General features: G+C 60.8%; 16 protein-coding genes. 12 read left to right on the plus strand and 4 right to left on the minus strand.

Annotation, left to right across the window (positions count from 1 at the left end):
• The first annotated feature begins 30 nt into the window (after positions 1 to 30).
• From F550_RS17760 to F550_RS0112430, 3 genes are read left to right on the plus strand one after another with little or no spacing between them, the layout of a single operon-like run.
• The gene (locus tag F550_RS17760; RefSeq protein WP_083910984.1) at positions 31 to 1,167 is read left to right on the plus strand and encodes an AGE family epimerase/isomerase; all 1,137 of its coding nucleotides are present in this window, start codon (positions 31 to 33) and stop codon (positions 1,165 to 1,167) included.
• Between the two features lie 49 nt (positions 1,168 to 1,216).
• The gene (gpmA, locus tag F550_RS0112425; protein ID WP_018148890.1) at positions 1,217 to 1,930 is read left to right on the plus strand and encodes a 2,3-diphosphoglycerate-dependent phosphoglycerate mutase; all 714 of its coding nucleotides are present in this window, start codon (positions 1,217 to 1,219) and stop codon (positions 1,928 to 1,930) included.
• Between the two features lie 5 nt (positions 1,931 to 1,935).
• Positions 1,936 to 2,379: a bifunctional diaminohydroxyphosphoribosylaminopyrimidine deaminase/5-amino-6-(5-phosphoribosylamino)uracil reductase RibD gene (locus F550_RS0112430; RefSeq protein ID WP_026180757.1), complete on the plus strand. Its 444-nt coding sequence runs from the start codon at positions 1,936 to 1,938 to the stop codon at positions 2,377 to 2,379.
• On the opposite strand, the gene F550_RS0112435 is transcribed toward F550_RS0112430, so the two are convergent.
• Genes F550_RS0112435 through F550_RS0112445 form a run of 3 tightly spaced genes read right to left on the minus strand, consistent with a single transcriptional unit; the run spans position 2,349 to position 3,714 of the window.
• Positions 2,349 to 3,128 carry a glycosyltransferase family 2 protein gene (locus F550_RS0112435; protein WP_018148892.1) on the minus strand — a complete coding sequence of 260 codons (780 nt, stop codon included), beginning with the start codon at positions 3,126 to 3,128 and terminating at the stop codon, positions 2,349 to 2,351. The two genes, F550_RS0112430 and F550_RS0112435, sit on opposite strands and share 31 nt — an antisense overlap.
• Positions 3,125 to 3,439 carry a cell division protein ZapA gene (locus F550_RS0112440; RefSeq protein ID WP_018148893.1) on the minus strand — a complete coding sequence of 105 codons (315 nt, stop codon included), beginning with the start codon at positions 3,437 to 3,439 and terminating at the stop codon, positions 3,125 to 3,127. The genes F550_RS0112435 and F550_RS0112440 overlap by 4 nt, the downstream gene beginning before the upstream one ends.
• Entirely contained in the window at positions 3,439 to 3,714 is a 276-nt protein-coding gene (locus F550_RS0112445; protein ID WP_018148894.1) for a DUF4164 family protein, read from the minus strand. The genes F550_RS0112440 and F550_RS0112445 overlap by 1 nt, the downstream gene beginning before the upstream one ends.
• A 97-nt stretch (positions 3,715 to 3,811) precedes the next feature.
• Between F550_RS0112445 and tkt the strand changes: the two genes are divergently transcribed.
• The 8 genes from tkt (at position 3,812) to thiE (ending at position 11,686) form a co-directional block, all read left to right on the plus strand.
• A complete protein-coding gene (tkt, locus tag F550_RS0112450; RefSeq protein ID WP_018148895.1) occupies positions 3,812 to 5,782 on the plus strand; it encodes a transketolase in 1,971 nt (656 codons plus the stop codon).
• A gap of 80 nt (positions 5,783 to 5,862) precedes the next feature.
• Complete coding sequence (locus tag F550_RS0112455; protein WP_018148896.1) at positions 5,863 to 6,324, plus strand: ABA4-like family protein; 462 nt, start codon at positions 5,863 to 5,865, stop codon at positions 6,322 to 6,324.
• A 249-nt stretch (positions 6,325 to 6,573) separates the two neighbouring features.
• Complete coding sequence (gene gap, locus F550_RS0112460; protein ID WP_018148897.1) at positions 6,574 to 7,581, plus strand: type I glyceraldehyde-3-phosphate dehydrogenase; 1,008 nt, start codon at positions 6,574 to 6,576, stop codon at positions 7,579 to 7,581.
• Between the two features lie 27 nt (positions 7,582 to 7,608).
• Positions 7,609 to 8,811 carry a phosphoglycerate kinase gene (locus F550_RS0112465; protein ID WP_018148898.1) on the plus strand — a complete coding sequence of 401 codons (1,203 nt, stop codon included), beginning with the start codon at positions 7,609 to 7,611 and terminating at the stop codon, positions 8,809 to 8,811.
• A gap of 40 nt (positions 8,812 to 8,851) precedes the next feature.
• Positions 8,852 to 9,745, plus strand: a complete 894-nt coding sequence (locus F550_RS0112470) for a fructose bisphosphate aldolase (RefSeq protein WP_018148899.1) — start codon at positions 8,852 to 8,854, stop codon at positions 9,743 to 9,745.
• 1 nt (position 9,746) lies between these two features.
• Entirely contained in the window at positions 9,747 to 10,088 is a 342-nt protein-coding gene (locus F550_RS0112475; RefSeq protein ID WP_018148900.1) for a hypothetical protein, read from the plus strand.
• A gap of 105 nt (positions 10,089 to 10,193) precedes the next feature.
• Entirely contained in the window at positions 10,194 to 10,979 is a 786-nt protein-coding gene (locus F550_RS0112480) for a glutathione S-transferase family protein (RefSeq protein ID WP_018148901.1), read from the plus strand.
• 41 nt (positions 10,980 to 11,020) lie between these two features.
• Positions 11,021 to 11,686: a thiamine phosphate synthase gene (thiE, locus tag F550_RS0112485; RefSeq protein ID WP_018148902.1), complete on the plus strand. Its 666-nt coding sequence runs from the start codon at positions 11,021 to 11,023 to the stop codon at positions 11,684 to 11,686.
• A 117-nt stretch (positions 11,687 to 11,803) separates the two neighbouring features.
• Here thiE and F550_RS0112490 read toward each other — a convergent pair whose 3' ends face one another.
• Positions 11,804 to 12,070 carry a DUF4282 domain-containing protein gene (locus F550_RS0112490; protein ID WP_018148903.1) on the minus strand — a complete coding sequence of 89 codons (267 nt, stop codon included), beginning with the start codon at positions 12,068 to 12,070 and terminating at the stop codon, positions 11,804 to 11,806.
• Between the two features lie 147 nt (positions 12,071 to 12,217).
• Between F550_RS0112490 and efp the strand changes: the two genes are divergently transcribed.
• Complete coding sequence (efp, locus tag F550_RS0112495; RefSeq protein ID WP_018148904.1) at positions 12,218 to 12,784, plus strand: elongation factor P; 567 nt, start codon at positions 12,218 to 12,220, stop codon at positions 12,782 to 12,784.

Raw genomic sequence — 12,784 nt, forward strand, 5'->3', positions numbered from 1 at the left:
CGGAAGTGTAGACTGCGCGGAGCCTTTGAGATGACATCAACTGCATTGGGCAGGCGGGCGCGTGAAGCTCGCGACTGGATGCTATATAATTGTTTTCCGCTCTGGAGCCGCGAAGGCGTCCTGGCGAGCAATCTGTTTCGCGAGGCGCTGGATATCACGCACCGGCCCATCGACAGCGATGCGCTGCGCGTCCGTGTGCAGGCGCGTCAGGTCTATATGTTTGCGGAGGCCAAGCGTCTTGGCTGGGATGAAGGACGTGCCGACAGGCTGATTGCCTATGGTGTTGAGGCGCTGGCGGGGCCTGCCTTGCGGCCTGACGGGCTGATCGGAAGAAAGATTGCCGCCGATGGACGTGGCCTGACCGACGACACCGCCGATCTCTATGATACGGCCTTCGCGCTGTTCGCCTTCGCCCATGCTGCGCGTCAGGGTCATGAAATGGCGTCGGCGCATGCGCGCCAGCTGCTCGCCAACGTCGATGCCAAGCTTGAAGACGTAAAGCATGGGGGCTTCGCAGAGAGCCTGCCAAAGGGCGACTACCGGCTTCAGAACCCGCACATGCATCTTCTGGAGGCAAGCCTTGCCCTCTATGAAAGCGAAGACAAGCGCGATCACCTGAACCGGGCAAATGACCTGGTCGCATTGCTCGACGAGAAGATGTTCGATCATGAGACCGGCACGATCGGTGAGACGTTTGGTCCGGACTGGTCAAAGGAGACGGCGCCGGACAGGCTCTATGTCGAGCCGGGGCACCAATTCGAGTGGGTCTGGCTGCTGAAGACGCATGCGGATGCGGCCGGCGGGGAACTCAACCCCGCCATCAACAGGCTATACGATATCGGCCTTAGAACCCTCGATGCTGATGGCCGGGTCTTCGCAAAGGCGACCCGCGAAGGTCAGATCGTCGATGGCTCCCGGCGCACCTGGATGCAGACCGAAGCGCTGAAAGCGCATCTGGCAATGCTGGAGCTTGGGGCCGATGAGCAGTGCGATGCGCGGGCGGTCGAATGCTTTGATGTGCTGATGGATGAGTATCTGACGCCTGAGGGCGGGTGGATCGATAGCTACCATGCCGACGGACAGGTCGCATCGGACGAAATGCCTGCCTCGACAGGCTATCATGTCGTGCTGGCGTTTTCGGAGCTGTTGCGCGTGACGGGCGTCTGAGCTTAAACCGCGCGGATACATTCAAGACTTTCTCGATCAGGAGACACAGATGCCCAAACTCGCCCTCGTCCGGCACGGCCAGAGCCAGTGGAACCTCGAGAACCGGTTTACCGGGTGGTGGGATGCCGACCTGACGGCAAAGGGCGAGGCTGAAGCAAAGCAGGCTGGCGAGCTTCTCAAGGAGGCCGGGTTTGAACCACAACTCGCTTTCTCAAGCATGCAGACCCGTGCCATCCGTACGCTCTGGATTGCGCTGACCGAAATGGACCGTGTCTGGCTTCCTGTCGAAAAGAGCTGGCGGCTGAATGAGCGCCATTATGGCGGGCTGACCGGGCTCGACAAGAAAGAGACCGCCGAGAAGCATGGCGAGGATCAGGTCCAGATCTGGCGCCGGTCCTATGACATACCGCCGCCGCCAATGGAGGCAGGCAGCGAATATGACATGTCTGGTGATGCGAGATATGCCGGGATCGACATCCCGGCCACAGAAAGTCTGAAGCTCACGCTGGAGCGCGTCCTGCCTTACTGGCACGAGACGATCGCCGCGCGCCTGCGCCATGGCACGGACATCGTGATCGCCGCGCACGGCAATTCGCTGCGCGCGCTGGTCAAACACCTCTTCCAGGTCGAAGATGACAAGATCACGGGCGTGGAGATACCGACAGGCAATCCGCTGCTGATTGAGCTTGGCAGCGGCCTGCAGCCCGTATCGGCGCGCTACCTAGACGCGGCGCGCGCGACCGGCCTTCCAGAGCTTCCCTGACCGAGATGCCTTGCAGCGATGAAAGCATGATGCGCCGGGCGATCGCGCTTGCGCGTGTCCAGCATGGCCGCACGGGCGAGAACCCGGCCGTCGGGTGCGTGATCATGGGCGCCGATGGACGCAAGATCTCTGAAGGGGCAACCGGCGATGGCGGACGCCCGCATGCCGAGCAGCTGGCGCTGAGCAACCTTGCCGGGAAGCTTCCGGTTGGCAGCACCGCCTATGTAACGCTGGAGCCCTGCCGTGAACGCTCGACCGGTGAAACCGCCTGCTCGGGCCGCCTTATCGCTGCGGGGGTTGCGCGTGTGGTCATCTCTGTCATGGACCGCCATCCAAAAGGGGCGGGCGGCAAGGCGGCGATGGAGGCAGCAGGCATCAAGGTCGAGCTGGGCCTTCTGCAGGAAGAGGCCGCGCAGCTCTATGAAGACTTCTTCGCCTCGCTCGACTGAACGTTCGCACGCGGATCATTCCATTCCTTCGCAATGCCCGGCTGTCCCCGGCGAACCAGCCAGAACATGCCTATGAGATCGGCAATCCCTGCACCAAGGCGTCCGAAGAAGCCGTATTTCGAGCTGCCATGCCAGCGGCGGCGGTCATTGACGCGCTCTTCGCGTACTTCCCATCCGGCGCGCTTGAAGAGGGCCGGAAGAAAGCGGTGCATGGACGCGAAATAGGGAAGCTCGCGGAAGGCATCGGTGCGCATCAGCTTCCAGCCGCAGCCTGTATCGGTCGCGTCATCGCGCAGCAGGAAGCGGCGCACACCGTTTGCGACCCGCGACTGCAGCCATTTGAAACCGGAATCATTGCGGCTTTTACGCTTGCCTGCAATGAGGCCAAGGCGGCCTGTATTGCCAGGCGCCACGATGGCGTCCCAGAGGCGGCGCGTATCAGCGATATCGTTCTGGCCATCGCCGTCCAGAAGCTGTGTCCAGGTGCCGTTCACCTCGCGCAGGCCCGTCATAAGCGCCGCGGACTTGCCCGCGCGCCGCACATGGGTGCGCACGATTATGCGGTCCGGCATTTCGAGGCGGGCGGCTTCAAGCTCCTCGCCGGTCGTGTCGTCAGAGCAATCGTTTACGCAGACGATTTCGTAATCGATCCCATCGAGAGCCGTCCTGATTTCGGCGATGAGCGGCGCGGCGTTCCCGGCTTCATTATAGAAAGGAATGAGGACGCTGAGTTCACGGCTTGGCGTCACTGCCCCGCCTCTATGCGTTCGGTAAGCGCGCGGATACGGGCGGCAGCATCACCGATTGCGTCGACCGTCCGCTCTTGTGTGCCGCCAGCAGCGGGGACGGGCCGGGCACGCTTGGCATCGTCTAGCTCATCGAGCAGGGCGAGCGCGGCTACCAGCAACAGCTTTTCCTCGCCAAGATCGCCGACAGCTTCAGCGATCTGACGGATGCGGGCATCAAGGTCGGTGGAAAGCTCCACCAGCCGGTCTTCCTGGCCGGGCGCGCAGGCGACAGAATAATGCTTTCCACGAATGGTGATATCAGCCTTGGCCATCAGGCCTCCTGTTCGCGATTAAGAGCGGCGCGGACTTCTTCAATGGCAGAGCCCAGGGCGGCCGAGGCTTCGTCGGCGAGGGCCTGTAACTTTTTCTCGCGCGCCATGGAGGCATCAAGTTCTTCTGCGAGGCGTGCGCGATCCGACACCATGGCGGCGAGTTCACGCCGCGCCAGACCGGGGTCGCCGGTCTTCTCGAAGAGACCTTCCAACGCCTCTTCGAGGCGCGCGAGAGCGGTGTCGAGCTCTTGTGTTGCCGAGTTGAATTTGTCCATCACTATTCCGATAGCAGGATGCAGCCCCACGTGCCAAGCTGGTTGACAGCCGAGCGCCGCTCCGTCCAAAGCGAAATAAAACTCAACAGGGTGAATTATGGCGGTTGAACACAAGGATATGGCGAATGCCATCCGTGCGCTCTCCATGGATGCTGTGGAAGAGGCAAAGTCTGGTCATGTGGGCCTCCCCCTTGGGATGGCCGATGTCGCAACGGTCCTCTGGACGCGCTATCTGAAGCATGATCCGGCCGATCCGTTCTGGCCGGACCGCGACAGGTTTGTTCTCTCGGCCGGGCATGGCTCCATGCTTATCTATTCGCTGCTGCACCTGACCGGCTATGACAGTGTCAGCCGTGATGACATCCGCAATTTCCGCCAGCTGGGCGGAAAAACGCCGGGCCATCCGGAAAACTTCATCACAGCCGGGGTCGAGACGACGACTGGCCCGCTCGGCCAAGGGATCGCCACTGCCGTCGGCATGGCGATCGCTGAGCGCCACCTCAATGCGCGCTTCGGGGATGATCTTGTCGACCACAAAACCTGGGTCGTTGCGGGTGATGGCTGCCTCATGGAAGGTGTCAGCCAGGAAGCGATCACGCTGGCCGGGCATATGAATCTGAACAAGCTGATTGTTCTTTTCGACGACAACTCTGTCACCATTGATGGCGGAACCGAGCTTTCTGATTCGACCAATCAGTGCGCCCGTTTCGAGGCTGCTGGTTGGGCGACGAAGGCCATTGACGGACACAATACCGAAGAAATCCATGAGGCGCTGAGCTGGGCGCAGGACCAGGACAAGCCGGTCATGATCGCGTGCAAGACGATCATCGGCTATGGCGCGCCGACTATCGCAGGCACCGGCAAGGCCCATGGCGGCCCCTATGGCGCCGAAGAGATTGCCGGCATCCGCAAGAATATCGGCTGGGACCATGCGCCGTTCGTGGTGCCGGATGAAATCGCTGACGCATGGAAGCGCGAAGGCGCGCATGCGGCCGGTCAGCATGGCGAGTGGCAGAAGCGCCACGGCGCCGCTGGCGAGAAGGCGGCGTTCGATGCGGCGCTGGCAGGCGAGCTAGGCGACATCGAAGCCATCGTGCGGGCCCACAAGCAGGACGTTGTCGATAGCGACAAGGATGATGCGACGCGCAAATGGTCTGGCGCCGTTCTTGAAAAGCTGGCCGCCGCTATTCCGGAAATGGTGGGCGGGTCGGCTGACCTTTCGGGTTCGAACAATACCAAGGCGAAATGCCAGGCCCCCATGACGCCGGATAATTGGGCCGGTCGCTATATCCATTATGGCGTGCGCGAGCATGGCATGGCGGCGGCGATGAACGGTATGGCGCTGCACAAGGGGATCATTCCCTACTCAGGGACTTTCCTCGTTTTTGCAGATTATTCCCGCCCCGCAATCCGCCTTGGCGCGTTGATGGGTGAGCGGGTCATCCATGTGATGACGCACGACTCCATCGGGCTTGGCGAAGACGGCCCGACCCACCAGCCGGTTGAACATGTCGCCAGCCTTCGGGCGATGCCGAACATGCATGTTTTCCGACCCGCTGACGGGGTCGAAACCGCCGAATGCTGGGAGCTGGCGCTAAAGAAAACCGATGGCCCGTCCACGATGGCGCTGACCCGCCAGACGGTCGGCAGTGTGCGTAAGGCGCATACGGACGAAAACCTGTCGGCCAGGGGCGGTTACGTTCTGTCGTCCGGGGATGGCCAGGAGCAGATCGTCCTTATTGCGACCGGCTCAGAGGTCGATATCGCGGTGCGGGCGCAGGAAATGCTGCGCGAGGGCGGCATCAGCGCTCGTGTCGTTTCGATGCCATGTGTTGAACTCTTCGCTGAGCAATCTGCCGCTTACCAGACCGAGACGCTGGGGGGTGACCTGCCGCGTATCGTGATCGAGGCAGGTGTGCGCTTTGGCTGGGACCGCTGGATCGGCGCCCGCGGCGGCTTTGTCGGAATGGACAGCTTCGGGGCCAGCGCACCCTATCAGGACCTCTATGAGCGGTTCGGCATCACGCCAGAAGCCATTGATGAACTGGCGCGCACGCTGGTCTCATAAAGTCGGGGCGGCCCGTTTTCGGGTAGAGCGCGTCATCGAACTGATCTAGGCCTGTCTTCCAAGGTTTGAGGGAGGCCGAGATGAACTGGAATTTGCTTTACACGCTGATCAACGCGCTGGTGATCCCGGCCTGGCTACTGCTTCTGCTGGTGCCGCGCTGGCGGACGACGGGGCTGGTGGTCCATTCGGGCATTTATCCGCTGGCCTATGGCTCGCTCTATACGATCTGTTTGTTTGCCTCGATGTTCTTTGGCCAGTCGGCAGAGGGCGTTGGCATGGGGTCGGTCGCGGCGGTCGCTGCCCTTTTCGACCATCCCAATGGCGTAATCGTTGGCTGGACGCATTACCTTGTATTCGACCTTTTTGTTGGCGCCTGGATCGGGCGGGATGCCCTCCGACGTGGTCTGCCGCATCTCGCTGTCGCGCCTTGTATCCTGGCGAGCTTCCTGTTCGGCCCGGTCGGCTTGCTGGCCTATATGCTGGTGCGGATTTCGCGCGGCGAGGGGATCAGCCTTTTCGAGACACCCGACGCGCCGCGCTGAAGGTCTGAAGACGAATCGTGGCCTCGTCAGTCAATACCGAGGGCGGTCGTGGTTGATGAGAATCTGTCACGCGAACGCCTCTCTGTGGGCTGACCAAGCGGAAACTGGCCGGAATCCTGCAATTCAGTGCGCTAGATCGTACCTTCACGGCCCTGTCGTGCTGGACGGCGCCGATGGAGCCAGCTAAACCCCGGCGTCAAGAAGACGAGGTTTTCAGCCTCAAAAATTTGCCGGAATGGAGAAGACAATATGGCGGTTCGTGTAGCCATCAACGGATTTGGCCGGATTGGCCGGAATGTACTGCGTTCGATCCTCGAACATGAACGAGACGATATCGAGATCGTCTCGATCAATGATCTCGGGCCTGTCGAGACGAATGCGCACCTCCTGAAGTATGACTCGATCCACGGCACCCTGCCGATGGATGTCTCCGTCGATGGCGACACGATCAAGGTTGGCGGCCAGTCCTTCAAGGTCACCGCGATCCGTGACCCGAAAGATCTTCCGCATAAGGAAAATGGCGTCGACATCGCCATGGAATGTACGGGCATCTTTGCCTCGAAGGAAAAGGCGTCTGCCCACCTCGAAGCCGGTGCCAAGCGTGTGCTGGTTTCTGCGCCAGCCTCTGGCGCCGACAAGACGATTGTCTACGGCGTTAACCACGAGACGCTGACCAAGGACGATCTGGTCGTTTCCAACGCGTCCTGCACCACCAACTGCCTGTCGCCTGTCGCCAAGGTGCTGAACGACACGATCGGCATCGAGAAGGGGATCATGACGACGATCCACTCCTATACCGGTGACCAGCCGACCCTCGATGCGATGCACAAGGATCTCTATCGCGGCCGCGCGGCTGCGATGTCGATGATCCCGACCTCGACCGGCGCCGCCAAGGCGGTTGGCCTCGTCCTGCCGGAACTGAATGGCAAGCTCGACGGCTTCGCGATGCGCGTGCCGACCCCGAACGTCTCGGTTGTCGATCTCAAATTCATTGCCAAGCGCTCAACCACGGTCGAAGAGATCAATGATGCGATCCGCAAGGCTGCCGACGGCCCGCTGAAAGGCGTGCTTGGCTATACCGATGCGCCGAACGTCTCGATCGACTTCAACCATAATCCACACTCGTCTGTCTTCCACACGGACCAGACCAAGGTTCTGGACGGCAATCTCGTCTCGATCCTGTCCTGGTATGACAATGAGTGGGGCTTCTCGACCCGCATGAGCGATACCGCCATTGCGATGTCGAAGCTTATCTAGAGAAAACTCCGAACAAGGAGCGTCTCCATGTCTGATTTCGAACGGATTGAGGATATCGAGGACCTGTCACTGAAGACGGCGCTTGTGCGCGTCGACTTCAATGTGCCGGTCAACGATGCCGGTAAGGTCACCGACGACACACGGCTCCGCGCCGCGCTGCCGACGATCGAGTACCTGACGAACAAGGGCGCGAAAGTTGCGCTACTGGCGCATTTCGGCCGTCCGAAAGGTGAGGTCAAACCGGAGCTCACCCTGAAGCCTGTTGCCGAAGCGTTCGGCCGGGTCCTGGGCGCGCCTGTGGCCTTTGCCGGTGATTGTGTGGGCGAAGCTGCGCAGAACGCGATCGCGTCCATCCAGGCAGGCGGCGTTGTCCTTCTCGAAAACACCCGTTTCAAGCCGGGCGAGACGAAGAATGACGACACACTGGCCGATGAGATGGCGAAGCTTGGCGACATCTATGTCAACGACGCCTTCTCTGCGGCGCACCGCGCGCATGTTTCGACCGAAGGGCTCGCCCGCCGTCTTCCGGCCTATGCCGGCAAGTCGATGGAACGTGAGCTCGACGCGCTGGAAGCTGCCCTTGGCAACCCGCAGCGCCCGGTGCTGGCCGTCGTTGGCGGGGCCAAGGTGTCTTCCAAGATCGACCTTCTGAAGAATCTCGTCTCAAAGGTGGACGCCCTCGCCATTGGCGGTGGTATGGCGAACACGTTCCTGGCGGCGCGCGGCCATTCGGTCGGCAAGTCGCTCTGTGAGCATGACCTCACCGATACGTGCCGTGAGATCGAGAAGAATGCTGCCGCTGCCGGATGCGACATTATCCTGCCGCAGGACGTGGTCGTGGCGAAGGAATTTGTCGCGAACGCCGACCACCGTATCTGCTCGACGGGCGAAGTCGCGGACAATGAGATGATCCTCGATGCCGGGCCACAATCGGTCGGCATTCTTGCGATCGCCATGGATGCAGCCAAGACGCTGGTCTGGAACGGCCCGCTTGGGGCGTTCGAAACGACCCCCTTCGACAAGGCGACGGTCGAGGCTGCACGCGCGGCAGCAAGTCGTTGCCGGGATGGCAATCTGATTGCTGTTGCAGGCGGCGGCGATACGGTTGCCGCGCTCAACCATGCAGGCGTTGCCGGGGATTTCACCTTTGTCTCGACCGCTGGCGGGGCCTTCCTTGAATGGATGGAAGGCAAGCCGCTGCCGGGCGTCGAGGCCCTTAAGAAAAACTAGAACTGACAAGATTGCACGACGGGGAAGAGGACCGCACCAAATGGCAAACGCAGAGATGAGACAGCAGGCCGCGACGAAAGACGGCTTTATCGCAGCACTGGACCAGTCGGGCGGCTCTACGCCGAAGGCGCTGCGTCTCTATGGCGTTGAGGAAAGCGCCTACACCAATGACGACGAGATGTTTGCGCTCGTCCACGACATGCGCGCCCGCATCATCACCGCGCCAGCCTTCAATGGCGACAAGGTGATGGGCGCCATCCTGTTCGAAAAGACGATGGACGGCGAAATCGAAGGCAAGCCAACTGCCCAGTATCTCTGGGAAGACTGCAGCGTCGTTCCGTTCCTGAAGGTCGACAAGGGCCTTGCCGACGAGAAAGACGGCGTGCAGGTCATGAAGCCGATGCCGGGTCTCGAGGAGCTTCTCAAGCGCGCCGTGAACAAGGGCATTTTCGGCACCAAGATGCGCTCTGTCATCAATGCCGCAAACCGTGAGGGCATCGCGGCCGTGGTGCAGCAGCAGTTCGAAGTCGGCAAGCAGATCCTCAGCCACGGCCTCGTGCCGATCATTGAGCCGGAAGTCACGATCACCATCGCTGACAAGGCAGAAGCAGAACAGATCCTTCTCGAAGAGATCACCAAGCAGCTGGACGCCCTGCCGGACGGCGAGGAAGTCATGCTGAAGCTGACGCTTCCGGAAGAAACCAACCTTTACAAGCCGCTGGTCGACCACCCGAAAGTCATGCGCGTTGTCGCCCTGTCAGGCGGTTATTCACGCGAAGAGGCCTGCGCGCGCTTGGCAAAGAATACCGGCATGATTGCAAGCTTCTCGCGCGCGCTCACCGAAGGCCTGTCGATTGCCCAGTCGGACGAGGACTTCAATGCGAAGCTCGGCGACTCGATCAAGAATATATGCGAGGCTTCGCGGGCAGGCTGAGATGACAGGCTTCAGGATTCTTCTGGTGGGTCTCTGGGTCTGCCTTTTTCTCTATACGGGCGCCGTTATCCTTCAGCATGGCTGGGGATTGCTGCCGATTTTCTTTGGCGACATTGGCCGGGTTGTATGGCCCGGCCAGTTCAATCTCGACTTCCTCTGTTTCCTGATCCTGTCAGCGCTCTGGACCGCTTGGCGGGATGCGTTCTCGGCGCGCGGGCTGTTGCTCGCAGTGCCTGCGCTCTTTGGCGGGGCCGGGTTTCTATTGCCGTACCTGTTCTTCCTCACAGTGCGTGAGAAGGGTGATATCAAAGCAGTGCTTCTGGGGCGCCAGCGAGCCGTCTGAGGTCCACTCGACGTCAACGCGTATCTCACACCGAAAGAGGCTTGCCTTCCGCTAGGCCATAGACGGTGAGTGGGTGTCTCCGGACCTTCAGGAGACCGCCGCCACATGCTTATCGTCTATGAACACCCGCTATCGCCCTATGCCCAGAAAGTGAAAATCTCTCTTCGTGAGAAGGGCATAGATTTCGAGACGCGCCTGCCAGCCGGGATCGGCACGGGCACGACGCCGGATGATTTCATGACCGGGAATCCGCGCGGCGAGGTGCCCTTCCTGCGCGACGGCGATGCGGCGATCTTCGATTCCACGATCATTCTCGAATATATCGAGGACAAATGGCCGACCCCGCCCATGTTGCCAGCCGCGCCGCTGGAGCGCGCCCGCGTGCGCCTCATCGAGGACGTGATGGATTGCCATTATGAGCCGATCAACTGGGGCCTTGGTGAGCTCAACAATTTCAAGCGCGCCACCGGAGCGTTGAAAGACAGGATCATGACGCGCGCAGGCGAGCAGATCGCGGGCCTGCATCAGTGGCTGGAGCGGGAGCTGGGCGACCGCGACTGGTTCACTGGTGACAATTTCGGTTGGGGCGATCTTTCCGTGGTGCCTTACATCAATGGCTCTGCAGGCATGGGGTTTGCGCCGGCTGAAGGCAGCAAGCTTGCCGCTTGGCATAAGCGGGCCATGGCGCGGAGCAGCGTCTCGAAAAGTGCTGAGGAGGCCATCGCCTCGGTGGCTGGCATGCAGGACGTTAGCGGTGCGGTCGAGGCGGGCCTGTTCAAGCGCGAATACCGCGACCACCGGCTTGAATGGATGATCAAGTCAGGCGGCCTCGATGTGGTTCTCAAGGGGATTGAGAAGGACAATATCCGCTTTACGCCCGACTTCAGCTAGGTGGGCTTTGCGGCGGCGAGGCAACGCGCTACCTAGGCGCCATGACCGAACCGACCCGCGAACGTACCCGCCTTTACCTCATCACCCCGGCCAGCGTGCCGGACGTCGCTGCCTTTGCGAAGACGTTCGAAAGCGCGCTCGCGGGCGGCGATGTTGCCAGTCTGCAGGTGCGGATAAAGCCGGATGGCCTGATCGACGAGGCCACGACCGAGGCTGTGGCGCGGGCTCTCCTGCCGCTCTGCCGGGAGCGCGAGATTGCGCTGATCATCAATGACAGCGTCGATGTCTGCGAGAAGGTCGGCGCCGACGGTGTGCATCTTGGCGCGCTGGATATGCAGGTGAAAGCGGCGCGCGCGCGTCTCGGCAAGCAGCCGATCATCGGGGCGACTGCCAAGGATTCGCGCCATATCGCCATGGAAGCCGGCGAGCAGGGCGCCGATTATGTGGCGTTCGGTGCATTTTTCCCAAGCGAGACAAAGGCCGACACGGTGCCTGCCGATACCGAGCTGCTGACCTGGTGGCAAAGCGTGATGGAGCTGCCCTGCGCCGCGATTGGCGGCATCACGCCTGAGCGTGCCAAGGCGCTGTCACTGGCGGGCGCAGACTTCCTGGCGGTGAGCGCAAGCGTCTGGGCGCACAAGGATGGACCTGCAGCGGCCGTGCGGGCTTTCAATGCCGCGCTCGATGAGGCGGCTACGGCGTTTTGATTTTTGCCTGCGCAAGCACGCTCGCCCTTCGACTTCGCTCAGGATGAGCGTGCCCCAAAGCGTTTGGAAAAAAGGCTCATCCTGAGCGAAGTCGAAGGACGAGCCGGGGGCCAGCGATCACTCGTGCGTTTTGTCGAGGCGCAGGACTGAGAGCACGAATTCGGTAAAAACGCGCAGGATGAGCAGCTGCACGATCACGAGGACCGGCGTCTTCAGAATGCCCCATAGCGCCATGCCGAAATTCTCGCCGAAATAGGTGAGATAGAAGACCAGCGATTCCACGCCGCGCCACAGGATGAAGATGATGAAGAGATAGAAAAGGAGCCGTGTGAGCATCTCGCCCATCGGCTTTTCGAAGCTCAGAAAATTCGACAGCCAGTTCATAAAAATATACCCTTTTTGCGTGTGCGCAGCGGTGCGGAGAAAACCCGATACGCTGCCTCGTGTCCAGCGTAGCCGTGTCTGTCAGCTTGACCATGGCCGCTGCCACGGCTACCTCGCGCCCATCATCGACTTACAGGAAATTCGCGCATGGCCAAGATCAATGGCAATGAAATCAAGCCCGGAAATGTTATCGAACATCAAGGCAGCGTCTGGCGCGCGGTTAAGACCAATTCCGTCAAACCCGGCAAAGGCGGCGCTTTCAACCAGGTCGAGCTGCGCAATCTGCTCAACGGCTCAAAGCTGAATGAGCGTTTCCGCTCCTCGGAGACTGTCGAGAAGATCCGTCTCGAGCAGAAGGACTATCAATACCTGTTCGACGCCGGCGAAGCGCATGCCTTCATGGACCAGGAAACCTATGAGCAGATCGAGATCCAGAAGGATTTCATCGGCGAGCAGGAAGCCTTCCTTCAGAGCGAAATGGTCGTCGTCATCGAATTCTATGACGAAAAGCCGATCGGCATCTCGCTTCCAGACCAAGTTATCCTGACCATTCAGGAAACCGAGCCGGTGGTTAAAGGCCAGACGGCTGCCAACAGCTTCAAGCCTGCGATTTGCGAGAATGGCATCCGTGTCATGGTCCCGCCTTTCGTTGGCCAGGATGAGCGCATCGTCGTTCAGACCTCTGACACGACCTATCTGAAACGCGCCGACTAA

Source organism: Henriciella marina DSM 19595 (genome assembly GCF_000376805.1).
GTDB lineage: Bacteria > Pseudomonadota > Alphaproteobacteria > Caulobacterales > Hyphomonadaceae > Henriciella > Henriciella marina.